Source organism: Streptomyces sp. NPDC007917 (assembly GCF_042959105.1).
GTDB lineage: Bacteria > Actinomycetota > Actinomycetes > Streptomycetales > Streptomycetaceae > Streptomyces.
This window is the reverse complement of the sequence record NZ_JBIBKK010000030.1, coordinates 1-22,789: the sequence shown is the minus strand read 5'-3', so window position 1 is coordinate 22,789 and position 22,789 is coordinate 1. Positions and strand designations below refer to the sequence as shown.

Sequence of the window (22,789 nt, the reverse complement as noted above, 5' to 3'; positions counted from 1 at the left end):
CCCCTTTCGAAACTATTAGTTTCGGAACTACCGGTACCATAACATGACCCCATGGGAAGACCGAGGGATACACGGGTGGACGAGGCGATCCTGGCCGCGACCCGCGCACTGCTGGCGCGCCACGGATACGCCGGTCTGACGGTGGACGCGGTCGCCGATCACGCCGGCATCGGAAAGGCGGCCATCTACCGCCGCTACACCACCAAACAGGAGATGGTGTTCGCCGCCGCGGTGCACCGCTCCGACCTGGCACCACCGCCCGACACCGGCAGCCTCCGCGGTGACCTCACCTGTCTGGTCGAGGACATCGTCGCCACGCTCGGCAACCCGGCGGCCTCCTCGGCCGTCCTCGGCCTGCTCGCCGACCTGGGAGCCCCCTCCGGGCTCGCCGACCGCTTCCACGCGAGCTTTGTCACCAGCCAGCGGGCGGTCGTCGCCGAGCTGATGGACCGGGCGGTGGCCCGCGGCGAACTCGGCGCGCCCCCGGACGTCGACCTCGTCCACGCGCTGCTCGCCGGCCCCGTCTTCGCCACGCTCTATCTGCAGCGCCGCCGCCCGGACGGCCTGGCCGAGCGGCTGGGGCGCATGGTCACCGACACGCTCCGCCTCGAGGACCGGGCGGTCGGCCACGGCGGGCACACCCCCGGGAGCGCCACCGCCTGAGCGGTCCCGCGCCCTCCTCCGCCTCTTCCCCTTCGCCCCGCTTCGGCCGTCCCTCTTCCGCGGGTTTCTTCCCCGTCGCGGTGTATCCCCCGCGCCCGCCCGCGGATCTGTGGGGGTGGAAGGCGGCACACGGCCGCCACGGCCTGCGGAGGGGGAGCGGGGCTCGTGGAGGAACACAGGACGCCAGAGGCCGCGCGGCCGCGCGTCGCCGTCGGCGTCGACCTGGTCGAGGTCGCCCGCGTCCGGTCGCTGCTGGAGGACAATCCCGCGGCCGAGACGGAGCTCTTCACCGCCAGGGAGATCCGCTACTGCGCGGGCAAGCGCAATCGGTACGCCCGCCTGGCGGCCAGGTTCGCCGCCAAGGAGGCCGCCTTGAAGGCGCTGGGCACCGGCCTCGGCCCCCGCATGCGGTGGACCGATGTCGAGGTGGTCAACGAGCCCCTGGGCCGGCCCAGGCTGCGGCTGCACGGCACCGCCGCGGAGGCCGCCGGGGCGCCCGGCAGCTGGTCGGCCGAGATCTCCCTGACCCACACCGGTGACTACGCGCTGGCGCAGGCGGTTCTCCTGCTCCCGCCGGCCGCCGACCCACCGGCCACGCGCCGGACCGGCCACTGACGAAGGATCACCATGCGCTTCCATCTGATCGACCGCATCGACACCCTCGATCCCCATCGCGCGATCACCGCCCGCAAGCTGACCGCCCGCCAGGAGGAGTTCTGGCGCGACGAGGGGCGTGGCCCCGAGATGCCGGCCCCCCTCGTCCTGGAGGCCCTGTGCCAGGCAGGGACCTGGCTGATCATGGGGTCCACCGGGCTGCGCCGCCGGGCCGCGCTGCTGTCCGCCGACTCCGTCTCCTTCCAGGGGGCGGTGCGCCCCGGAGACGTCCTGGTCATGTCCGGCCGGGTGGAGTCGTTCGGGGACGACACCGCCGTGCTCAGCGGCACGGTCACGGCCGGCGGCCGCACCGTGCTGAGCGCCGACGCCATCATGTGCGCCCTCATCCCCACCGAGGACCTGGAGGATCCGCGGGACGTACGGAGGATGTACGACCGGCTGACGCGCGGCGCCCGGATCACCGGTGGCGCGCTGAAGGAGGCCGCCGCATGAGGCGCGTGGCGATCACCGGCATCGGCGCGGTCACCCCCGTCGGGCTGGACGCGACCGCCACCTGGTCCGCCCTCGCCGCCGGGCGCAGCGGCGTGAGCCGCCTGGAGACCTTCGACGCGAGCACCTTCCCGGTCCGGATCGCCGGTCAGGTCAAGGGGTTCGTGCCGGAGCGGGCGCTGCCCGACCCGCGCGAGCGCAGGCATCTGTCCCGGGCCGCCCTGTTCGCGCTCGCCGCGGCCCGCGAGGCGCTGTGCGACGCCGGAGACGGCTGGCAGGACACCGATCCCTACCGGCGCGGCGCGGCCCTCGGCGGCACGGTCGGCCGGCCCGAGCTGCAGGAGCTGGTGGACATGTCCCACCTGCTGGAGTCCACCGGGCAGCGGGAGTTCTACCGCCAGGCGCCCGGCGATGTCCTGCTCCGCGATCAGAACGTGGGCGCGGTGGCCGTCGCCCGCGCCGGCGGCTGCCAGGGGCCGCTGATCAGCGTGAGCACCGCATGCGCCGGGTCGGCCCACGCCATCGGTGAGGCCTTCCGCCGGATCCAGGAAGGCGAGTGCGCGATGATGCTCGCCGGCGGCTTCGACGCGCTGACCACCTGGATGGACGTGGTGGGGTTCTCCCTCCTGGGCGCCGTGACCGACCGGTGGAACCACGACCCGCGGCGAGCCTCCCGCCCCTTCGACGCCCAGCGCTCCGGCTTCGTCCTGGGCGAGGGCGCCGTCATCGCCGTGCTGGAGGACTGGGAGAGCGCCCGGGCGCGCGGCGCCCGGATCCACGCCGAGCTCCTCGGCTATGGCTCCACGCTCAACGCCTACCGCATCACCGACTCCCCGCCCGACGGCGGCGGAGCCATCGGAGCCATGCAGGACGCGCTCACCGAATCGCGCCTCGACCCGTCCGCCGTCGACTATGTGGCCGCCCACGGCACAGGCACACCCGGGAACGACATCAGCGAGACCACCGCCATCAAGAAGGTGTTCGGCTCGCACGCCCGGGAGCTGTCGGTCAGCTCGCCCAAGTCCATGACCGGACACCTCACCTCGGCCGCGGCGGGGGTGAACCTCATCGCCGCGCTCGGCGCGCTGCGCGAGGGCGTGGTGCCGCCCACGGTCAACCTCGACCACCCCGACCCCAAGCTCGACCTCGACTATGTGCCGAACGTGGCACGCCGCCGCCCGGTGCGGGCCGCGCAGGTGAACGCCTTCGCCTTCGGCGGCACCAACGCGTCCTTCGTCCTCGGCCCGGGCGACGTGCGGCCCGACGGCGGCACACGGTCCGAACAGGAAGGCAGGACAGCCGCATGACCGCGCTCGACGAGATCGTCGAGGTGTTCCCGGGGCTGCGGGCCACGGCTTTCACCAACGTCCCGCACACTCTTTCCGTCCTCGACACCCACTTCCCACGGTTTCCCGTGCTGCCCGGAGTGCTGATCCTCGACACGCTCGCCCAGGTCGCCTCCGTGGCGCTCGGGGCGGCCGGCGAGGGACCGGAGCGATGGGGGCTCGCGGAGGCGCGGCGGATCCGCTTCCGCCACTACGTCACCCCCGGCGACCGGATGGAGACCACCGTCGACATCGCCGAGGTCACCGGGGAGACCGCGCTGTGCACCGGCACCGTGCGGGTGGCCGGCCGCCCGGTCACCACCGTGCGCGTCCTGCGCATGGCGCGGCGCACCCCGCAGGACGCCCCGCCCGCGAGCGAGGGGACACCGGCGTGAAGCGCGTTGTGATCACCGGCGTCGGGCTGCTCACCGCGCTCGGCAAGGGGCACCGGGAGACCTGGCGGGGGCTGCTGGAGGGACGGACCGCGATCGCGCCCATCCGGGGCTTCGACCCGGCCTCCTTCCGCACCCGGCTGGCCGCGGAGATCGAGGACTTCCAGCCCACCGACTACGCCCACCGGCGCGCCCTGCGCACCACGACCCGCAACGACCGGCTCGCCATCGCCGGCGCGGCCCTCGCCGTCCACGACGCGGGCCTGGACTTCGCCGAGTACGACCCCGAGCGGGCCGCCGCCTTCGTCGGCGGCAACAAGGAAATCTCCAACCCCGAGCACCTGCTGACCGGCAGCCTGGCCGCCCGCAGGTCCGACGGCCGCGCCGACCTCGCCCTGCTGGGCGAGCGGGCCTCATCCGCCTTCTACCCGCTGTACTACGTGGAAGGGCTCCAGTCCGCCGCGCTCTACCACCTCTCGGCGGCCTACGGCCTCAAGGGGCCGAACGCCTACTTCCACGGGACGGCGGACGCTGGCGCCACCGCGATCGGACGCGCCTACCGGTCCATCCGGCGCGGCGAGTCACAGGTGGCGCTCGCCGGCGGCTGCGACGACGCGGCCTCCTGGTGGGTGACCTCCAAGATGGACGGCCTGGGAGTGCTCAGCACCCGCAACGACCTCGGCGCCCAGGCCTTCCGGCCGTATGACGCGGACCGGTCGGGCTCCGTGCTCGGCGAGGGAGCGGCCTTCCTGGTGCTGGAAGAGCTCGAGGCGGCACGCCGCCGCGGCGCCCACCTCTACGCCGAGATCCGCGGCTTCGGCTCCACGCTGGACAGCGCCCGGCTGCTCGCCCCCGCCGAGGACGGCGCGCCGCTCGCCGCGGCGATGCACCACGCACTGGAGGAGGCGCGGACGCCGCCCGAGGACGTGGACTACATCGCCACACACGGCTGTGCCACCCGGCTGGGCGACGCCAGCGAGGCGCGCGCCCTGCGCCGGACGTTCACCGCGCCGGACCGCCGGCCCGTGGCCAGCAGCGTCAAACCCGCGACCGGCCATCTGGTCGCCGCCGCCGGCGCGCTGAACGCCGCCGTGTGCGCGCTGGCCATCGACGGGGGCGCGGTGCCCCCGACGCTCAATCTCGACCGGCCCGACCCGGCCTGCCAGGGGCTGGACTGGGTCCCCGGGCAGGCCCGGGAACTGCCGGTGCGCCATGCGCTGGCGCTGGCGCGCGGCCTGGAAGGACAGCAGGTCGCCCTGGCACTCACCGCCCTGGAGGACCGGTGAGAAGCCGCGCCGACGACCGCGTCGGCCGCGCAGCAGACATCGGCCGCACAGCAGACGAAGGAGAGGTGCCGGTGGCCAGGCGGAACGAACGGGGACCTGCGACGAGGAGCGTCACCACGGTGGCCGTGGTGGGCACCGGGGCGCTGACCTCCCAGGGAGCGGGAGCGGCAGCCCTGTGGGAGGGCGCGCGGGCCGGCCGGGTCGCCATCCGGCCCGTCCAGCACATCGACATGCGGGGGCTCGCCACCAAGCTGGGTGGCGAGGTCGAGGGGGCGCGGACCGCGCCGCGCGGCTATCGCAGGCCCAAGGGCCACCGCGAGCGGGCGCTCGACCTGGCCCTGGCCGCCGCCGAGGAGGCGCTTGCCGTCCTGGCGGAGCTGCCCGAGGGGACGGTGGCGCCGACCCGGTTCGGGCTGGTGCTGGGCACCTGCAACGCCGGGCTGCTCTCCGCACGGGCCTGGCTGGACGCGGCGCGCCGGGGCGCGGACCCCGACCCCGGGCTGCCGCTGCTGGCCACGCCTCAGGCGCTCGCCGAGTCGGTGGCCGCGGCCTACGGACTGCGCGGCCCGGTGCTCGCGGTCAACACCGCCTGCGCCTCCGGGGCGAACGCCATCGGGCTCGGCGCGGACCTGGTGCGAGCGGGCCGGGCGGACGCGGTGCTGACGGGGGGCACCGACGCCTTCTCGGATGTCGTCTTCGCCGGGTTCAACGCCCTGGAGTCGCTGTCGCCCGAGCCCGCCGCGCCGTACTCGGCCGACCGGCAGGGCCTCTCGCTGGGCGAGGGCAGCGGCATGGTGCTGCTGGTGTCCACCGAGTTCGCCGCGGCGCACGGACTGCGCCCGCTGGCCGAAGTGGCCGGCTACGGCCTGTCCGCCGACGGCTATCACGTCACCGCGCCACACCCGGAGGGCGCCGGAGCGGCCCGGGCGATCGGCTCGGCGCTGCGCCGCTCCGGTGTCGCGCCCGAGGACATTGGCTATGTCAACGGCCATGGCACCGGCACGCCCAAGAACGACCCGGCGGAGTCCGCCGCCATCGCCCGGGCGCTCGGCGAGAGCGCCGCGCACACCCCGGTCAGCAGCACCAAGTCCGTCATCGGGCATCTGCTCGGCGCGGCGGGGGCGGTGGAGGCCATCGTCACCGCGCACGCACTGGACGAGCAGCTGGCCCCGCCCACCGCCGGATACACCCGGGCGGCCCCGGAGTGCCCGCTCGACTATGTGCCCGGTGCGGCGCGAGCGCTTCGCACCGACGCGGCGCTGTCCAACAACTTCGCCTTCGCCGGGGCCAACGCCGCCCTGGTGCTCACCCGCCCCGGCACCCACACCCCGCCCGTCCCCGACTGGGACCGAGTGGTGGTCACCGGCGTGTCGGTGCTCGGGCCGGCCGGCGACGGAATCCAGGCGGCGCGCCGGGCGCTGCGGGCCGGACAGGAGACCGGCCACCTGGAAGGCGGAGTGCGGCTCGGCCGAGTGGCGCTGGGCGACGAGGAGATCGCCCCGTACCTGACCCGGCGCCAGCGCCGCCGGATGGACCGGCTCGCGGTGCTCTCCATCGTGGCCACCGCCAAGGCACTGGCCGACTCAGGGCTGTCCTCCGACGACAGCGTCGGGGTGGTCTTCGGCACCGGCACGGGCCCCATGGAGGCCATGGAGAAGTTCGTCCTTCCGCTGCTTGAGGAGGGCGCCGCGGCCGCCGACCCGAGCGTCTTCCCCAACACGGTCTACAACCAGGCGGCCGGACAGGTGGCCACCCACCTCGGGCTGCGCGGCCCCACCTCCACCCTGTCGGTCGGCCACGCCACCGGCGCGGCCGCCGTCGCGTACACCGCGGACCTGCTGGCCACCGGACACGCGGACGCGCTGGTGTGCACCGTCACCGACACGCTCACCGAGCAGGTCGCCCGCGCCTACACGGCCACCGGCGCGGCCTCCACCCGCCCGCCCGGCGCACCGGCCGACGGCCGTTTCACCCTCGCCGAGGGCAGCGTGGCCCTGGTCATGGAGCGGCTCTCGGCGGCCCGGGCGCGCGGCGCCACGGTCCTCGGCGAGGTCCTGGGCCACGGCATGGCCTCCGACGCCAGCCGGGCCCGGCTGTGGGACCCACGCGGCCGCGGGGTGGAGCTCGCCATGCGCCGTGCGCTCGCCGACGCCGGTCTCACCCCACGGGACGTGGGCGGGGTGTGGCTGTCGGCCGCTGGGCTGACCGCCGCCGACCGGGCTGAGAGCGCCGCCGTGGAGCGGGTGTTCGGCGGCGACACCGCACCGCCGAGCCATGCGCCCAAGTCCGTGCTGGGCGAGCCGATGGGGGTCGGCGGCGCGCTGTGCCTGGCGCTGTCCCTGTGGTCGGGGGACACCCGGCCCGCAGCCCCCGCGGTGGTCAACAGCTCCTCGCTCGGCGGCAGTCATGTCTCCCTGGTGGTCGCGCCGGGCGACCCGCACGGGACCGGTGGCCCTGCCGGCCCGGACAACGACGAAGGAGTGAGCCAGTGAAGCTCTCAGGACAGGTCGCCCTGGTGACGGGCGGTTCCCGCGGCATCGGCGCGGCGATCTGCCGCCGCCTGGCGGCGGAAGGGGCCTCGGTCGCCATCAACTACCGCTCCTCCGAGGGTGAGGCCAAGGACGTGGTCCGCTCCATCGAGGAGGCCGGCGGCACCGCCCTGGCGATCCGCGGCGATGTGTCCGACCACACCGAGGCCGCGGCGGTGGTAGGCCGGGTCACCGAGGAACTGGGCGATCTGCACATGCTGGTGAACAACGCCGGCGTGGCCAAGGACGCCCTCATCTACAACATGGCGCCCGGCGACTGGCTGGACGTCATGCGGATCAACTTCGGCGGCGTCTTCAACTGCACCCAGGCGGTTCTGCCGCACTTCATGGCCAAGGGCGAGGGCGTCATCGTCAATGTGTCCTCGGTGATGGGGGAGCGCGGCTGGGTGGGGGAGTCCAACTACGCGGCGTCCAAGGGCGCGGTCAACGCCTTCACCCGCTGCTGCGCCATGGAATCGGCCCGCTTCGGCATCCGGGTGAACGCCGTGCTGCCCGGCTTCTCGCCCACCGAGCTGGTGGCGGGGCTCACCGAGGGAGCCTCCGGCAAGGGGATCCGCCGGCAGATACCGCAGCGCAGGTTCGGATCGGTCGAGGAGATCGCCGACGTGGTGTGCTTTCTGGCCGGCCCCGAGTCGAGCTATATGACCGGCTCGCTGGTCACCGTGGACGGCGGGGCGATGACCGCGCTGGGCCTCGGACGCCCCAACTAGGCCGCTTCCCGGCCGGGTGTATCCAGGCCGGCCCGCGGCGGATCTGTAGGGGTGTGAGAGCGGGGGCGCCCCGTTGAAGCGGCGCCCGGCCGCCTCGTATCCCCCGCGCCGGCCGATGGCCCTCAACCGTCACGGCCCTCAACCGTCACAGCCCTCAACCGTCACAGCACTCAATCGTCACTGACACAGGAGAGACCCTGACATGGACCGTACCCAGATCAGCGAAGCCGTCCAGAAGGCCGTTGTCGAGGCGGTGGGCGCCGAGCCGGAGGAGGTCGTTCCCGAGGCCACCCTGCTGGATGAGCTCGGGGCGGAGTCGATCGACCTGCTCGACATCCTCTTCCGCCTGGAGCGCTCGATCGGCGTCAAGATCCAGGCCGCTCAGCTCGCCGAGTATGTCCAGGGCGGCATCCCGGACGACGAGTTCGGCGACGAGAACGAGATCATCACCGAGCGCGGGCTGGCCCAGCTCAAGCGGGTGATGCCGCAGATCGATGTGGCCGAGCTGTCCGGTCGGCTCCAGGCCACCCAGGTCATGGGCCTGTTCACGGTGGACAACCTGGTCGATCTGGTGGTCGCCCAGGTCGAGGCCTCCGCCGCCACCGCGGCCGCGTGAGGGGACCACGGTGACCGCGATCCACATCGTCGGAACCGGCGGCTACCAGCCGGGCGATCCCATACCCACCAGTGAGATCGCCCGGCTCGCCGGCCCACTGCCCGAAGACGTCCTCCAGGGCCTGTCCATCGAGCGCCGTTACTGGATGATCGACCCCGCGACCGGCGAACACCGGGAGAACAACTCGGACATGGCCTACAAGGCCGCCGTGCGGGCCCTGGACTCGGCCGGGGTCGAGCCCGCCGAGATCGACCTGATCATCCTGGCCACCGGCACCCCGGACTACCCGCTGCCTCCGCTGGTCAACTTCGTCCAGGACCGTCTGGGACTGGAGCGCTGCGCGACCTTGGAGATCCGCTCCGGCGGCGCGGGTGTGGTGCAGGCCCTGGACATCGCGCGGATGTACCTGGCCGCCGGGGTGCACACCACCGCGCTGGTCATCGGCAGCGAGGCGATCTCACCGGTGCTCGCTCCGATCTTCCTCGGCAAGGACCCCGAAGCCATCCGGATGCGCGACCGCATGCCGCTGTACATGTTCGGCGACGGGGCGGGGGCCATGGTGCTGCGGGCGCAGGAAGGGCCCGGCGGGCTGCGCGGCGCTGCCTCCGCGTGCATCGGCGGTGGGCGCAAGCCCGGCATCCACTCGGTCGGGGGCGGCACCCACGCCCCGATCCATGAGCAGCTGAAGGCCAAGCGGCTGGTCGATCTGAAGGTCGATGTGGTGGGCGCGGGCGACTTCACCCCCGTGATGGTGACCGAGGCGATCAGCGCCACGCTGGCCCGCGCCGGTCTGGCCGTGGACACGGTCGATCTGTGCCTGGTGCCGGAGGGCAATGTCGGCTGGATGCTCGACTCGCTGCTGGAGGCGGGCCTGGACACCACCGAGTGGAAGGCCCTCGACGGCAAGATCGTCGACAGCCTCTCCACCATGGGGGCGGTCGGCTGCGCCGCGGTTCCGCTCTTCCTGGACGACGCATGGCGCAAGGGCAGGGTCAAGCCCGGGGACCGGATCATGCTGGTCGGCGTGGAGAGCACCAAGTGGATCTACGCGGGCGCGGTCGTGGACTGGACAGCCGAGGCCCCGGCCTGAGCCCGCAAGCCGACGACACAGGGGGGCGTGACACCCATGGAGACCGCATCGGCCACCACCTCGGCTTCGCCACGACTGCGATCCGTCACCCAGCAGCAATTCCGGCATGTCATGGGCCAGTTCCTCACTGGTGTCACGATCGTGACGGCGCGGGCCGAGGACGGTCCGCACGGCACCACCGTCAACTCGTTCGCCTCGCTGTCCCTCGACCCACCGCTGATCATGATCTGTCTGCGGGCCGGCTCCCGTACCGGCGCGGTGGTCGCGACGGCCGGAGCGTTCACCGTGAACATCCTCAGCCGGGGTCAGGCGGAGCTCGGCGCCCGCTTCGCGGCCTCCGGCCGTCCGTCGGGCCATGAGGCGTTCGCCGGCATACCGCACCATCTGGGCGCAAGCGGCGCGCCGGTCCTCGCCGGCACGCTCGCGCATCTCGAATGCCGGGTCAGGGAGACGGTCGCCGCGGGGGACCACACCCTTTTCATCGCCGAGGTGTTCGCTCTCGACGCGGGGCCGGAATTCCTGGACATTCCCCCGCTCGCCTTTCATCAGGGGCGCTTTCTCACCATTCCTTGACAGAGCGCGGGGGCCGTGCGGGACACCGCGCACGGCCCCCGCCTCTTTGCCTCGGCGTCATACCTCGCCCATCACATGAGGAGTTCTCATGAGCGCGATCGCCTTTCTCTTTCCCGGCCAGGGTTCCCAGCGCGTCGGCATGGGACACGACCTTGTCGCGCGCCATCCGGAGCTGCTGGACCGCTACTACCGGCCGGCGGATGAGCTGCTGGGATTCCCGCTCTCCCGGCTGTGCTGGGAGGGTCCGCCGGAGGAGCTGCGGGACACCCGTGTCACCCAGCCCGCCGTCTTTCTGACCAGCCTTGTCACCCTGGAGGTGCTGCGCTCACGCGGTGTCGAGCCCGCGCTTGTCGCCGGGCACAGCCTGGGGGAGTACACGGCGCTGGTGTGCGCGGGCGTGCTCGACTGGCGCGACGCACTGCGCCTGGTCCGGCGGCGCGGCGAGCTCATGGCCGCGGTCAACGAACGGACGCCGGGCGCGATGGCGGCGGTGATCGGGCTCGGTGCCCCGGCCGTGGAGAAGCTGTGCGCCTCGGTGGGGGCCGAGGAGGGCGGGGTGGTCGAGGTGGCCAACTACAACGACCCCGGACAGCTGGTGATCTCCGGTACGGCGGCCGCCGTCCGGGCCACGGCGGCCGCGGCGAAGGAGGCCGGGGCACAGAAGGTGGTGATCCTCGATGTGGGCGCGCCCTTCCACTGCAGTCTGATGCGCGATGTGGAGGCCGCCTTCCGGGCTGATCTGGAGGCGGTCACCTTCCACGAGCCGCGCATTCCGGTCGTGGCCAATGTGACCGCCGGATATGTGTCAGGCGCGGACGGGGCCGTGGACGGGCTGCGCCGCCAGCTCGCCGGTTCGGTCCGCTGGACGGAGACCCTGGAGCGGCTGGCGGCGGACGGTGCCACGGCCTTTGTCGAAGTCGGACCGGGAAAAGTGCTCACCGGCTTCGCCCGGGCGACCCGGCCGGAGATTCCGCAGTACGCCACGCGTGACGCACGCCAACTCGACCGGGCCATAAAAGCCCTGACGGACAATGGTGAACCCGAACCCCCTGTTGTAGATTGAACCTCTGAATCTATCGGTGACCGACGGGCGCGGCTTTAGGACGCGCCCGCCGGTGGGGGAGAAGGAGCCGGAGCCATGGATCACGAGCAAGCGGAATTGCTGGATCGCCTGTCCGATGCTCTCGGTCCGGTGCCCAAGAGTGTGCTGGAAAACGCACAATCACTCTTCAGAGAAAACGCGTCTCGCCTTCGTGATGCCGACGGGGATTCGGAAGACGTGGCGGTGGACCGGAAGGACCAGGCCCACGAGAACCGGACGGCCCATGCTTCTCCTGCATAGACCGCCGGCTCACGGCGAACGCCCGCAGACCGGCCGCCCGGATACGGGAGGCGAGCACGGTGTCGCTCTTGTGGACGCGACCCTGATCCTGTAGCAGCTTTTTCAAATGGGCCAGGCAGCGGGCGCGCACCGGGCCCAGCGAGCCCCGCGGCATGCCGAGCGTCTCGCTGATCTGGTCGTACGACATGGGCGGGTCGGTCACCAGCAGCCCCAAAAGCGCCTGGCACTTGGGCGACAGCGCGCAGAACGCCGTCAGGACCTCGTCATCGCGCTCGCGGGCCAGGGTCACGTCCTCCGGCAGCTCCCCGGTCACCTCCGGACGGTCGAACGCCTCGGTGCCGCCGACCGGAACGCTGCGCCCCGACTTCTCCAGGTGCTTCAGGCTCTCCCGGCGAGCCGAGGTGGAAATCCACTGCGCCAGCCGCTCCGGCGACCGGAGCTTGTCCAGGTGCTGAACGACGCGCAGCCAGGTCGCCTGGCTCACATCGCCGCAGTCGGCCGGGCTCAGCCGGTGTGAGCGGGCGATCGCCCAGATCAGCGGCGCATACCGCTCCACGATCTGGTTCCAGCAGTCCTGATCCCCGGCAAGACAGCCGTCCACCAGATCGTTCAATGACCGTGCGTACACGTATCCCCCCGTGAACTTTCTTTATTGGCTCCCGATAGAAATAGGTTCGATCGGCACCTATTTCGCCGGTCCGCCGTGAGGTGACCAAAACTCAAATTCACCTCAGCTACGAGTGTTTACTATAGAGCGGCGCCGACTGTGCCTGTCAACCGTCTCCGGGGGGCTGTGGATATGTTGACTGGCGGGTAGCCAGTCTACGGTGGATGCGCCGGGGTACGCGCCCCGGCGTGGCGTCCTATAGGCAGATCCGGTCGCGGCGGGGATTTCGTTTCGAATATGCGTCCGGTGTATCCGAAGCTGACATTCCGCTATCTGTCGAGTGGGGCTAACATGCCCTCCCTTCGTCGCCACGGCGACGCGACGGACGAACACCACGGAGAGGAGCCACACGATGAGCGAGACCGTGAACGAGCGGGGCGGGATCCGTGTCGCGCGCCTGGCGGATGTGCAGCCTGGCGAGATGACGACGGTGGAAGTGGAGGGCGTCAGCGTCCTCCTGGCGAACGTCGGGGGTACGGTCCGCGCCCTGCGCGACCGCTGCTCGCATGAGGAAGCTCCCTTGTCGGAGGGCGAGTTGGAGGGGGAGACGGTGGTCTGCCCCTGGCACTTCAGCAGCTTCTGCCTCCGCACGGGCGAGGCGCTTGAGATGCCCGCGGTGGACCCCGTGGAGGCCTACGCGGTCCACGTGGTGGACGGAGAGGTGTTCCTTTCTCGCCAGTGAACGCGGGGAACTGACGCGGGCGGCGTTCACTAAACGGAGGCGCTGTATCGTGTGCCTGAACGCCGGGTTTCTTGTCGAGCGGCGGAGTATCAGGGAGGGGGACGCGTGTCGCCAGGGGAAGCGCACGTCGCACCGTACTCACGGCGCGAGCGGCTGCGCATCGCGACCATCCGCGAGATCAAGGATGTCGCCCGGACGCTCCTGGTTCAGGAGGGCCCGGAGAACGTGACGATCCGGGCCATCGCCCGTGAGATGGGCATGACCGCGCCCGCCGTCTACCGCTATTTCAGCAGCCGTGACGCCCTGATCCTCCAGCTGCGCGTGGACATCTTCGCCGAGATGGCCCGTTATATGCGCGGGGTGATCGGGCGGCTCCCCGAGTCGGAGCCCGGCCGCGGGCTGATCGGCGGGGCGAGAGCGCTGCGCGTCTGGGCCATCAAGCACCCCCATGAGTTCGGGCTGATACTCGGCCCCTGGGCCCCCGGCCTGGGCCGGGAGGAGACCAAGCCCGACCGGAACATGGGCTGGGTCTTCGGCTCGGTGTTCTCCGACCTGATCTCGGACCTGTGGCGGGTGCGCGGCTTCCCCGCCCCCAAGGAGGAGGAGCTCGACCCCGGCCTCGTGCGGGCGCTTGTCGAGCTCAGCGAGGACCAGGGCGTCGAGATGCCCCCGGCCGCGCTCGCCGTGATGCTCCGCTGCTGGGTGCGGCTGTACGGGGTGATCTCCATGGAGGCCCTCGGCCATATGTCGTTCGCCCTGCAGGAGGGGAAGTCCTTCTTCGAGTTCGAGCTGCGCAACCTCTGTCTGATGCTGGACATCGAGGAGTTCTACGAGGAGGACACGGCCCAGGGGACCTAAGGGGTCCCAGGGGGCCCGGGGATCCCTGAGGGATCACCTAGAAGATCACCCAGGGCCGCCTCGGGGTACATCGCGGCGCCTTTGTACACCGGGAGGCGTAAGCTGTACCGGTGCCCATCCGGGCACGCCGTATGTGTGCAGCTGTCCCCTGTGAGTGGGGTGCGGTGTCGAGCGCCCTTGACGCGGCGGGCGCGGCGTGTCCGCATCGTGTCGAACCTGGCAACCGGTGTAGAACGGGGGATGTGACGGCATTGGCTACCCGGCCCATCTCCAGCTCTCCCACAGGGTCCGGTCACCCGGGCCCGGGCGGAGACCTGGTCCTTGCCCGTACGCCTGGCTGTCCACGGTGACCGTGGAGGACGAGCGCAGCGGGTCCCATAGCACGTCCAGCGGTCCCCTCGACGGGCACGAGGCCGCCCGTGCCGTACTCGACAAGGCCGCGCACGAGAACTTCCCCGTCGCCCCCTTCTTCCTTCCCCGCGCCTGGCGGGCCGATCTCATGGCGATCTACGGCTACGCCCGCCTGGTCGACGACATCGGCGACGGCGACCTTCCCCCCGGCGGCCATGACGCGGAGCTGCTGGGCCTCGACCGCGACCGGGCCGGCGATCCGCTCGCGATGCTCGACGCGTTCGAGAAGGACCTGCGGCGCGTCTTCGACGAGCCGGGTGGCGCGGGAGGTGTGTCCGGTACGGGCGGCGTCTCCCCGGCCCCCCGCCATCCGCTGCTGCGCGCGCTGCGCCCCACGGTCCGCCGCCACCGGCTGCCGCCCGAGCCCTTCCTCGGCCTGATCGAGGCGAACCGGCAGGACCAGCGGGTGCGCCGGTACGAAACCTACGAGGACCTGCTCGGCTACTGCGAGCTGTCCGCCAACCCCGTGGGCCGCCTGGTGCTGGGCGTGACCGGCGCCACCAGCCCCGAGCGGGTCCGCCGCTCCGACGCGATCTGCACCGCGCTCCAGATCGTCGAACATCTGCAGGACGTCGCCGAGGACCTCCGCCGCGACCGCGTCTATCTGCCCGCCGAGGACATGAAGAGCTGCGGGGTGACCGAGGCCGATCTCGCCGCCCCCACGGCCGGCGCCCCGGTGCGCGCCCTGATCGCTCATGAGGCGGCCCGTGCCGAAACCCTGCTGAATGAAGGGGCCCCCCTCGTGGGTAGCGTCCACGGCAGGCTCAAGTGGTTGCTCGCCGGGTTCGTGGCAGGGGGACGGGCCGCTCTGAGGGCGGTCGCGGCCGCGGGATACGACGTACTGCCTGGACCGCCCAGACCCACCAAGCTCAGCCTGCTGCGCGAGGTGGGGGCGACACTGCGAAGAGAGGGGTGAGCCGGACCGTGACCGGAGCTCCGCACGCGTCCGCACCAGTGCTCGCGGCGTACCGGTACTGCGAGGCCGTGACCGGGCAGCAGGCCCGTAACTTCGCGTACGGCATCAGGCTGCTGCCCACCGAGAAGCGCCGGGCGATGTCGGCGCTCTACGCCTTCTCGCGCCGTGTCGACGACATCGGGGACGGGCGGCTGGACGCCGACGCCAAGCGGGCGCGGCTCGCCGAGACCCGCGTCGTGCTCGACCGCATCAGGAACGGCGAGATCGAGGAGGACGACACCGACCCGGTCGCCGTGGCGCTCGCCCATGCCGCGCGCCGTTTCCCGATCCCGCTGGGCGGGCTCGACGAGCTGATCGACGGCGTGCTGATGGACGTGGCCGGCCAGACCTATGAGACCTGGGACGAGCTCAGGGCCTACTGCCGCTGTGTGGCGGGCGCCATCGGGCGGCTCTCCCTCGGTGTCTTCGGGACCGTGCGCGCCCCCGGGACGAGCGCGCGCGAGATCGAGCGCGCCCCCGAGTACGCCGATACGCTCGGCCTGGCCCTGCAGCTCACCAACATCCTCCGGGACATCCGCGAGGACGCCTCCGGCGGCCGTACCTATCTGCCCGCCGACGACCTCGCCAAGTTCGGCTGCCCGACGAGCATCCACACCTCGATCGCCCCGCAGGACGCGGACTTCACCGGACTGGTGCAGTTCGAGGTCCGGCGGGCCAGGGCCCTGTTCGCCGAGGGCTACAAGCTGCTGCCGATGCTGGACCGGCGCAGCGGCGCCTGCGTGGCCGCCATGGCCGGCATCTACCGCAGACTCCTGGAGCGCATCGCCCGCGATCCGGAGGCCGTCCTGCGCGGCCGGGTCTCGCTCCCCGGCCGCGAGAAGGTGTACGTCGCCGTCCGCGGCCTGGCCGGGCTCGACGCCAGGGCCGCCGCCCGCCGTACCGCCGGGGGACGGTCATGACCCTCCCGGCGGACCCGCACCCACGCGGTCCCCGCCCCGGCCCCGGCCCCCGACCCCGCCCCCAGGCCGACCCCGGCCCGCGGGGCGCGGAGACGGCAGGCCGCCCCCTCGGGGCGGCCGCTCCGTCGCGGAAGAGGGTGGGCGGTCCGGGCGCGGGCGGCGGCGGGTCGCGGGGGTCGGTGGCCGTCGTCGGCGGCGGGCTCGCGGGCACCACGGCGGCGCTGGCGCTCGCCGACGCCGGGCTGCGGGTGACGGTGCTGGAGGGGCGCCCGCGACTGGGCGGGCTCGCCTTCTCCTTCCGCCGCCCGTCCCCCGTCGGCGAGCTGACCGTCGACAACGGCCAGCATGTGTATCTGCGCTGCTGCACCGCCTACCGGTGGTTTCTCGACCGGATCGGCGGCTCCCGGCTCGCCCCGCTGCAGGGCAGGCTCGACGTGCCCGTCCTGGACGCCGACGGGCGCCCGGGGCGGCGGCTCGGCCGGCTGCGCCGCGCCGCCCTGCCCGTACCGCTGCACCTGGCCGCGAGCCTCGCCACCTACCCGCACCTCTCGCTGGCCGAGCGCGCCCAGGTGGGGCGCGCCGCGCTCGCCCTGGGCCGGCTCGACCCCGCCGACCCGGCCCTGGACGGGGTGGACTTCGCCGACTGGCTGCGCCGCCACGGACAGTCGCCGCGCGCCGTGGAGGCGCTGTGGGACCTGGTCGGGGTCGCCACGCTCAACGCCACCGCCCGCGACGCCTCCCTCGGCCTGGCCGCCATGGTCTTCAAGACCGGGCTGCTCTCCCACCCCGGCGCGGCCGACATCGGCTGGGCCCGCTCCCCCCTCGGCGAGCTGCACGACACCCTGGCCCGCGCGGCCCTGGACACCGCCGGCGTGGCCTGCGAGCTGCGCGCCAAGGTGACCGCCGTCACCCGTACCGCCCAGGGCCGCTGGAGCGTGCACACGGCAGGAGGCGCGCCGCTGGAGGCGGACGCGGTGGTGCTGGCCGTACCGCAGCGCGAGGCACATGCCCTGCTCCCCGAGGGCGCCCTGGACGCCCCGGACCGGCTGCTGCGCATCGGCACCGCGCCGATCCTCAACATCCACGTGGTTTACGATCGCAAAGTCATGCGCCGCCCCTTCTTCGCCGCGATCGGCACCCCCGTCCAATGGGTCTTCGACCGCACCGACGCCTCGGGCCTGGCCAGGCTCCCCGGCGTGGCGGACAGCCAGTACCTGGCGCTGTCCCAGTCCGCCGCGCACCAGGAGATCGAGCTCCCGGCCGCCGAGCTGCGCGCCCGCTATCTGCCCGAGCTGGAGCGGCTGCTGCCCGCCGCCCGCGGCGCCGCGGTGCGCGACTTCTTCGTCACCCGGGAGCGCACCGCGACCTTCGCCCCCACCCCCGGCGTCGGGCGGCTGCGCCCCGACGCCCCCACGAACGCCCCCGGCCTGTACCTGGCCGGGGCGTGGACCGCCACCGGCTGGCCCGCGACCATGGAGGGCGCTGTGCGCAGCGGGCTGTCCGCCGCCCGTACGGCCCTGTCCGACCTAGGCCGCCCGCATCGCGACCCGCCCCCCGCCTCCGGCCGGGGGACCCCCAAGGAGGCGGCATGAGCACCACCACCCAGAACCAAGGAGAGACCGTGACCCCGGCGATCCCAGCAGTCGACACCGCAGGCGTGATCGCGCTGCTGACGCGCGGACGCATGCTTGCCACGCCGGTGCTGCGCGCCGCCGTGGACCGGCTGGCTCCTCCCATGGACACCGTGGCCGCCTACCACTTCGGCTGGATCGACGCCGAGGGCCGTCCGGCCGAGGGGGACGGCGGCAAGGCCGTCCGCCCCGCCCTCGCGCTGCTGTCCGCCGAGGTGGCGGGCCGGGCCCCCGAGGTGGGGGTGCCCGGCGCGGTCGCGGTGGAGCTGGTGCACAACTTCTCCCTGCTGCACGACGACCTGATGGACGGCGACGAGCAGCGCCGCCACCGCGACACCGTCTGGAAGGTGCACGGACCGGCGCAGGCCATCCTCGTCGGCGACGCGCTGTTCGCCCTGGCCGGCGAGATACTGCTCGAACTGGGCACGGTGGAGGCCGGGCGCGCCACCCGCCGGCTCACCTCCGCCACCCGCAAGCTCATCGACGGCCAGGCCCAGGACATCAGCTATGAGCACCGCGAGCGGGTCACCGTCGCGGAGTGCCTGGAGATGGAGGGCAACAAGACCGGCGCGCTGCTGGCCTGCGCCGCCTCCATCGGCGCGGTCCTCGGCGGCGCCGACGACCGCACCGCCGACACCCTGGAGCGGTACGGCTACCACCTCGGGCTCGCCTTCCAGGCCGTCGACGATCTGCTCGGCATCTGGGGCGACCCCGACGCCACGGGCAAGCAGACCTGGAGCGATCTGCGCCAGCGCAAGAAGTCGCTGCCGGTGGTGGCCGCCCTCGACGCGGGCGGCGAGGCCTCCGAGCGCCTCGCCCGGCTGCTCGCGGCCGACGCGAAGAAGACCGAGGCCGAGTTCGCCGACTTCGACGAGGAGGAGTTCGCCGCCCGCGCTGCCTTGATCGAGCAGGCCGGCGGCCGCGACTGGACCTCGCAGGAGGCCCGTCGGCAGCACGCCACCGCTGTCGCGGCGCTCGACCAGGTGGAGATGGAGGATCGGGTCCGGGCGCAGCTCATCGCGCTCGCCGATTTCGTCGTCGTACGAGAGAGATGATCGCTATCGACCGCATATAGCTCGCAGTCGCCGGCCGGCACCCAGCCGGGGTGCCGGCCGACGGAAGCCCCACGACGGCAGAGATCTCACACTGCAAGGGGAAGCCATGACAGCGACAACCGTCCACCCGCCCGAGCCCGTCGAACCCGCGACCTTGACGCTTGCCCGGGAGGCGATGGCGCGGGCCACCCGCCATCTGCTGGACCGCCAGGACGAACAGGGCTGGTGGAAGGGCGACCTGGAGACCAACGTCACCATGGACGCCGAAGACCTGATGCTCCGCCAGTTCCTCGGCATCCAGGACCCGGCCACGCTCGAAGCCGCCGCCCGCCACCTCCGCTCCCAGCAGCGCGAGGACGGCACCTGGGCCACCTTCCACGGCGGCCCCCCGGAGCTCTCCACCACCATCGAGGCGTACGTCGGCCTGCGACTGGCCGGAGACCTGCCCGACGCCCCCCACATGGCCGCCGCCTCCGCCTGGGTGCGCGAGCGGGGCGGCATCGCGAAGAGCCGGGTGTTCACCCGCATCTGGCTGGCGCTCTTCGGCTGGTGGAAGTGGGAGGACCTGCCCGAGCTGCCGCCGGAGATCATCTACTTTCCGAAGTGGCTGCCGCTCAACATCTACGACTTCGGCTGCTGGGCACGGCAGACCATCGTGCCGCTCACCGTCGTCTCGGCCAAGCGCCCCGTACGGCCCGCGCCCTTCGCCCTCGACGAGCTCCACACCGACCCCCGGCGGCCCAACCCGCCCACCGCACCCGCCCCCCTCGCCTCCTGGGACGGCGTCTTCCAGCGCCTGGACCGGGCGCTGCACGCGTACCACAAGGTCGCGGTCCGGCCGCTGCGCCGGGCCGCGCTGAGATCCTGTGCGCGCTGGATCGTCGAGCGGCAGGAGAACGACGGCTGCTGGGGCGGCATCCAGCCGCCCGCCGTGTACTCGCTGATCGCCCTGCGCCTCCTCGGCTACGACCTCGACCACCCCGTGATGCGCGCCGGTCTTGACTCCCTGGACCGCTTCGCGGTGTGGCGCGAGGACGGCAGCCGGATGGTGGAGGCCTGCCAGTCACCGGTCTGGGACACCTGTCTGGCCACCATCGCGCTCGTCGACGCCGGCCTGGCCCCGGACCACCCCGCGCTGATCAAGGCCGCGGACTGGATGCTCGACGAGCAGATCACCCGGCCCGGCGACTGGTCGGTGCGGCGCCCCGGTCTGCCCTCCGGCGGCTGGGCGTTCGAATTCCACAACGACAACTACCCCGACATCGACGACACCGCCGAGGTCATCCTGGCGCTGCGCCGGGTGCGCCACCCCGACCCCGAGCGGGTCGAGGCGGCGGTGCGGCGCGGGACGCGCTGGACGCTCGGCATGCAGTCCGGTGACGGCGCATGGGGCGCCTTCGACGTCGACAACACCAGCCGGCTGCCCAACCGGCTGCCGTTCTGCGACTTCGGGGAGGTCATCGACCCGCCGTCGGCCGATGTCACCGCGCATGTCGTGGAAATGCTCGCCTTCGAGGGCAGGGCCCAGGACCCGGCCGCCCGGCGCGGTGTGGCCTGGCTGCTGGCCGAGCAGGAGGCCGACGGATCCTGGTTCGGCCGCTGGGGGACGAACTACGTCTACGGCACCGGCTCCGTCGTCCCGGCGCTGGTGGCCGCCAGGGTCCCCGGCTCCCACCCGGCGATCCGCCGTGCCGTCCGCTGGCTGGAGAGCGTCCAGAACGAGGACGGCGGCTGGGGCGAGGACCAGCGCTCCTACCCCGACCGGCAGTGGGCGGGACGGGGCGCCTCCACCGCCTCGCAGACCGCATGGGCGCTGATGGCCCTGCTGGCGGCGGGGGAGCGGGAGAACAAGGCGGTCGAGCGCGGGATCACCTGGCTGGCCGAGACGCAAGGAGACGACGGGTCCTGGGACGAGCCGTACTTCACCGGCACCGGCTTCCCCTGGGACTTCTCCATCAACTACCACCTGTACCGGCAGGTCTTCCCGGTCACCGCGCTGGGACGGTACGTCAACGGCGAGCCCGCCGTGGCGCGACCGCGGAGGTCCTGATGGCCCCCGGCCCGGCCCCAGCCCCTTCCCCAGGCCAGGGCGAGGGCCCTGCGCCGCTGCTGATCGCCTGTGCGCTCGGCATCGAGCGGTTCGCCCTGCGCGGCGGCGACTTCGGCGAGGCCGCCGGGCCGGTGACCGTGTTGCGCACCGGCATGGGGCCGCAGGCCGCCGAGCGCGCGGTGACGCGCGCGCTCGCCGGGGGCGGTGCGCACGGCGGGGGCGCGGCCCGCGCCGCCGTCATCGCCACCGGCTTCTGCGCCGGCCTGGCCCCAGGGATGCACCCGGGCGACCTGGTGGTGGCCGAGGAGACCCGGGACGGCGTGGGCCGCACGCCGTGCGCCGGCACCGCGGTCCTCGCCGGCGCGCTCACCCGTCTGGCGCGGGCCGGACCCGGGCGCAGCACCGTCCACACGGGCCCGCTCGTCGGCTCCGGCCATGTCGTACGGGGCGCCGAGCGCGCCCGGCTGCACGCCACGGGCGCGATCGCGGTGGACATGGAGTCCGCCGCGACGCTCCGCGGCGCCGTGGCGGCCGGGGCACGCCCGGTTGCGGCCGTACGAGTGATCGTGGACGCTCCTGAACATGAGCTTGTCCGCATCGGAACACTGCGCGGTGGAATATCTGCATTCCGCGTACTACGCACCATCCTTCCTGCTTTCTTTGCCTGGCACCGTTCTTCGCTGCTCCCAGGAGGTGAGCTAGATGGCCATGCCGCTCCGACAGACCATCCGGGTCGCGACGTATCTCTTCGACCAGAAAGTGATCAAGCGTCGTGACAAGTTTCCGCTGATTGTCGAGCTCGAGCCGTTGTACGCCTGCAACCTGAAGTGCGAGGGATGCGGAAAGATCCAGCACCCCGCCGGCGTGCTCAAGCAGCGGATGCCGGTCGCCCAGGCGGTGGGCGCGGTGCTGGAGTCCGGTGCGCCGATGGTGTCCATCGCGGGCGGTGAGCCCCTGATGCACCCGCAGATCGACGAAATCGTACGGCAGCTGGTGGAGCGCCGGAAATACGTCTTCCTGTGCACCAATGCCCTGCTGCTGCGCAAGAAGATTCACAAGTTCAAGCCTTCCCCCTATTTCGCGTTCGCGGTGCACATCGACGGGCTGCGCGAGCGGCACGACGAGTCGGTCGCCAAGGAGGGGGTGTTCGACGAGGCGGTCGAGGCCATCAAGGAGGCGCAGCGGCGCGGCTTCCGGGTGACCACCAATTCCACCTTCTTCAATACCGACACCCCGCAGACCGTCGTCGAGGTGCTCAACTTCCTCAACGACGAGCTCAAGGTGGACGAGATGATGATCTCGCCCGCCTACGCCTATGAGAAGGCGCCCGACCAGGAACACTTCCTCGGCGTCGAGCAGACCCGGGAGCTGTTCAAGAAGGCCTTCGCGGGCGGCAACCGGCGGCGCTGGCGCTTCAACCACAGCCCGCTCTTCCTGGACTTCCTGGAGGGCAAGGCGGATTTCCCCTGCACCGCGTGGGGCATTCCCAACTATTCGCTCTTCGGCTGGCAGCGCCCCTGCTATCTGATGGCCGACGGATACGTTCCCACCTACCGTCAGCTCATCGAGGAGACCGACTGGGAGAAGTACGGCCGCGGCAAGGATCCGCGCTGCGACAACTGCATGGCCCACTGCGGCTATGAGCCGACCGCCGTACTGGCCACGATGGGCTCCCTCAAGGAGTCGCTGCGCGCGGCCCGCGAGACGGCCTCCGGAAGCCGCGGGTGACGTGATGACCTCAGCGGGGATCGATCTGGGGCTTCCCGCGATGCCGCCCCGGCCGGTGGCGCCGCGCCGCCGGTCGCGGCGACTGCGGGTCGGGTCGGTGGCGGTGGGCGGGGACGCGCCGGTGTCGGTGCAGTCGATGACGACGACGGTGACGGCGGATATCGGTGCGACGTTGCAGCAGA

At 72.5% G+C, this 22,789-nt stretch carries 23 protein-coding genes; 22 read left to right on the top strand and 1 reads right to left on the bottom strand.

Annotation, left to right across the window (positions count from 1 at the left end; translation table 11 throughout):
* The first annotated feature begins 51 nt into the window (after positions 1 to 51).
* The 12 genes from ACFZDL_RS38850 (at position 52) to fabD (ending at position 11,371) form a co-directional block, all read left to right on the top strand.
* Positions 52 to 663, top strand: coding sequence for a TetR/AcrR family transcriptional regulator C-terminal ligand-binding domain-containing protein (locus ACFZDL_RS38850; protein WP_391193621.1), 612 nt, complete (start codon positions 52 to 54; stop codon positions 661 to 663).
* 165 nt (positions 664 to 828) lie between these two features.
* Positions 829 to 1,278, top strand: a complete 450-nt coding sequence (gene acpS / locus ACFZDL_RS38845) for a holo-ACP synthase (protein WP_353595196.1) — start codon at positions 829 to 831, stop codon at positions 1,276 to 1,278.
* 12 nt (positions 1,279 to 1,290) lie between these two features.
* Positions 1,291 to 1,770 carry a hotdog domain-containing protein gene (locus ACFZDL_RS38840; RefSeq protein WP_353595195.1) on the top strand — a complete coding sequence of 160 codons (480 nt, stop codon included), beginning with the start codon at positions 1,291 to 1,293 and terminating at the stop codon, positions 1,768 to 1,770.
* Entirely contained in the window at positions 1,767 to 3,074 is a 1,308-nt protein-coding gene (locus ACFZDL_RS38835; protein WP_353595194.1) for a beta-ketoacyl-[acyl-carrier-protein] synthase family protein, read from the top strand. Before ACFZDL_RS38840 ends, ACFZDL_RS38835 begins: the two co-directional genes overlap by 4 nt.
* Positions 3,071 to 3,487 (top strand): FabA/FabZ family ACP-dehydratase, encoded by a 417-nt coding sequence (locus ACFZDL_RS38830; RefSeq protein WP_353595193.1) that lies wholly within the window; start codon positions 3,071 to 3,073, stop codon positions 3,485 to 3,487. The genes ACFZDL_RS38835 and ACFZDL_RS38830 overlap by 4 nt, the downstream gene beginning before the upstream one ends.
* Entirely contained in the window at positions 3,484 to 4,770 is a 1,287-nt protein-coding gene (locus ACFZDL_RS38825) for a beta-ketoacyl-[acyl-carrier-protein] synthase family protein (protein WP_353595192.1), read from the top strand. The genes ACFZDL_RS38830 and ACFZDL_RS38825 overlap by 4 nt, the downstream gene beginning before the upstream one ends.
* 71 nt (positions 4,771 to 4,841) lie before the next feature.
* On the top strand, positions 4,842 to 7,262 hold the full coding sequence (locus tag ACFZDL_RS38820; RefSeq protein WP_353595190.1) for a beta-ketoacyl-[acyl-carrier-protein] synthase family protein: 2,421 nt from the start codon (positions 4,842 to 4,844) through the stop codon (positions 7,260 to 7,262).
* Complete coding sequence (locus ACFZDL_RS38815; protein WP_353595189.1) at positions 7,259 to 8,029, top strand: 3-oxoacyl-ACP reductase family protein; 771 nt, start codon at positions 7,259 to 7,261, stop codon at positions 8,027 to 8,029. The genes ACFZDL_RS38820 and ACFZDL_RS38815 overlap by 4 nt, the downstream gene beginning before the upstream one ends.
* Positions 8,030 to 8,231: 202 nt before the next feature.
* Positions 8,232 to 8,645, top strand: coding sequence for an acyl carrier protein (locus ACFZDL_RS38810; RefSeq protein WP_014175195.1), 414 nt, complete (start codon positions 8,232 to 8,234; stop codon positions 8,643 to 8,645).
* A gap of 10 nt (positions 8,646 to 8,655) precedes the next feature.
* Positions 8,656 to 9,735, top strand: a complete 1,080-nt coding sequence (locus ACFZDL_RS38805) for a 3-oxoacyl-[acyl-carrier-protein] synthase III C-terminal domain-containing protein (RefSeq protein ID WP_353595188.1) — start codon at positions 8,656 to 8,658, stop codon at positions 9,733 to 9,735.
* Positions 9,736 to 9,771: 36 nt separating this feature from the next.
* Entirely contained in the window at positions 9,772 to 10,308 is a 537-nt protein-coding gene (locus ACFZDL_RS38800) for a flavin reductase family protein (RefSeq protein ID WP_353595187.1), read from the top strand.
* Positions 10,309 to 10,396: 88 nt separating this feature from the next.
* Positions 10,397 to 11,371: an ACP S-malonyltransferase gene (gene fabD, locus ACFZDL_RS38795; RefSeq protein ID WP_353595186.1), complete on the top strand. Its 975-nt coding sequence runs from the start codon at positions 10,397 to 10,399 to the stop codon at positions 11,369 to 11,371.
* A gap of 166 nt (positions 11,372 to 11,537) precedes the next feature.
* Here the strand turns inward: fabD and ACFZDL_RS38790 are convergent, their stop codons facing one another.
* On the bottom strand, positions 11,538 to 12,263 hold the full coding sequence (locus ACFZDL_RS38790; protein ID WP_353595185.1) for a sigma-70 family RNA polymerase sigma factor: 726 nt from the start codon (positions 12,261 to 12,263) through the stop codon (positions 11,538 to 11,540).
* A gap of 406 nt (positions 12,264 to 12,669) precedes the next feature.
* Between ACFZDL_RS38790 and ACFZDL_RS38785 the strand changes: the two genes are divergently transcribed.
* From ACFZDL_RS38785 to ACFZDL_RS38740, 10 genes are all read left to right on the top strand, one after another.
* Positions 12,670 to 12,999 carry a non-heme iron oxygenase ferredoxin subunit gene (locus tag ACFZDL_RS38785; RefSeq protein WP_353595184.1) on the top strand — a complete coding sequence of 110 codons (330 nt, stop codon included), beginning with the start codon at positions 12,670 to 12,672 and terminating at the stop codon, positions 12,997 to 12,999.
* Positions 13,000 to 13,104: 105 nt separating this feature from the next.
* A complete protein-coding gene (locus ACFZDL_RS38780) occupies positions 13,105 to 13,857 on the top strand; it encodes a TetR/AcrR family transcriptional regulator (protein WP_353595183.1) in 753 nt (250 codons plus the stop codon).
* Between the two features lie 352 nt (positions 13,858 to 14,209).
* Entirely contained in the window at positions 14,210 to 15,184 is a 975-nt protein-coding gene (hpnC, locus tag ACFZDL_RS38775) for a squalene synthase HpnC (RefSeq protein WP_353595283.1), read from the top strand.
* Positions 15,181 to 16,143 (top strand): presqualene diphosphate synthase HpnD, encoded by a 963-nt coding sequence (gene hpnD / locus ACFZDL_RS38770; RefSeq protein ID WP_353595182.1) that lies wholly within the window; start codon positions 15,181 to 15,183, stop codon positions 16,141 to 16,143. The genes hpnC and hpnD overlap by 4 nt, the downstream gene beginning before the upstream one ends.
* On the top strand, positions 16,140 to 17,735 hold the full coding sequence (gene hpnE, locus ACFZDL_RS38765) for a hydroxysqualene dehydroxylase HpnE (RefSeq protein WP_353595181.1): 1,596 nt from the start codon (positions 16,140 to 16,142) through the stop codon (positions 17,733 to 17,735). Before hpnD ends, hpnE begins: the two co-directional genes overlap by 4 nt.
* The gene (locus ACFZDL_RS38760) at positions 17,732 to 18,829 is read left to right on the top strand and encodes a polyprenyl synthetase family protein (protein WP_353595180.1); all 1,098 of its coding nucleotides are present in this window, start codon (positions 17,732 to 17,734) and stop codon (positions 18,827 to 18,829) included. The genes hpnE and ACFZDL_RS38760 overlap by 4 nt, the downstream gene beginning before the upstream one ends.
* A gap of 106 nt (positions 18,830 to 18,935) precedes the next feature.
* Positions 18,936 to 20,879 carry a squalene--hopene cyclase gene (gene shc / locus ACFZDL_RS38755; protein ID WP_353595179.1) on the top strand — a complete coding sequence of 648 codons (1,944 nt, stop codon included), beginning with the start codon at positions 18,936 to 18,938 and terminating at the stop codon, positions 20,877 to 20,879.
* The gene (locus tag ACFZDL_RS38750) at positions 20,879 to 21,655 is read left to right on the top strand and encodes a 1-hydroxy-2-methyl-2-butenyl 4-diphosphate reductase (protein ID WP_353595178.1); all 777 of its coding nucleotides are present in this window, start codon (positions 20,879 to 20,881) and stop codon (positions 21,653 to 21,655) included. The genes shc and ACFZDL_RS38750 overlap by 1 nt, the downstream gene beginning before the upstream one ends.
* On the top strand, positions 21,582 to 22,607 hold the full coding sequence (gene hpnH, locus ACFZDL_RS38745; RefSeq protein ID WP_043486461.1) for an adenosyl-hopene transferase HpnH: 1,026 nt from the start codon (positions 21,582 to 21,584) through the stop codon (positions 22,605 to 22,607). The genes ACFZDL_RS38750 and hpnH overlap by 74 nt, the downstream gene beginning before the upstream one ends.
* A gap of 4 nt (positions 22,608 to 22,611) precedes the next feature.
* On the top strand, positions 22,612 to 22,789 hold a 178-nt coding region (locus ACFZDL_RS38740; RefSeq protein WP_391193670.1), incomplete at its 3' end, for a flavodoxin-dependent (E)-4-hydroxy-3-methylbut-2-enyl-diphosphate synthase.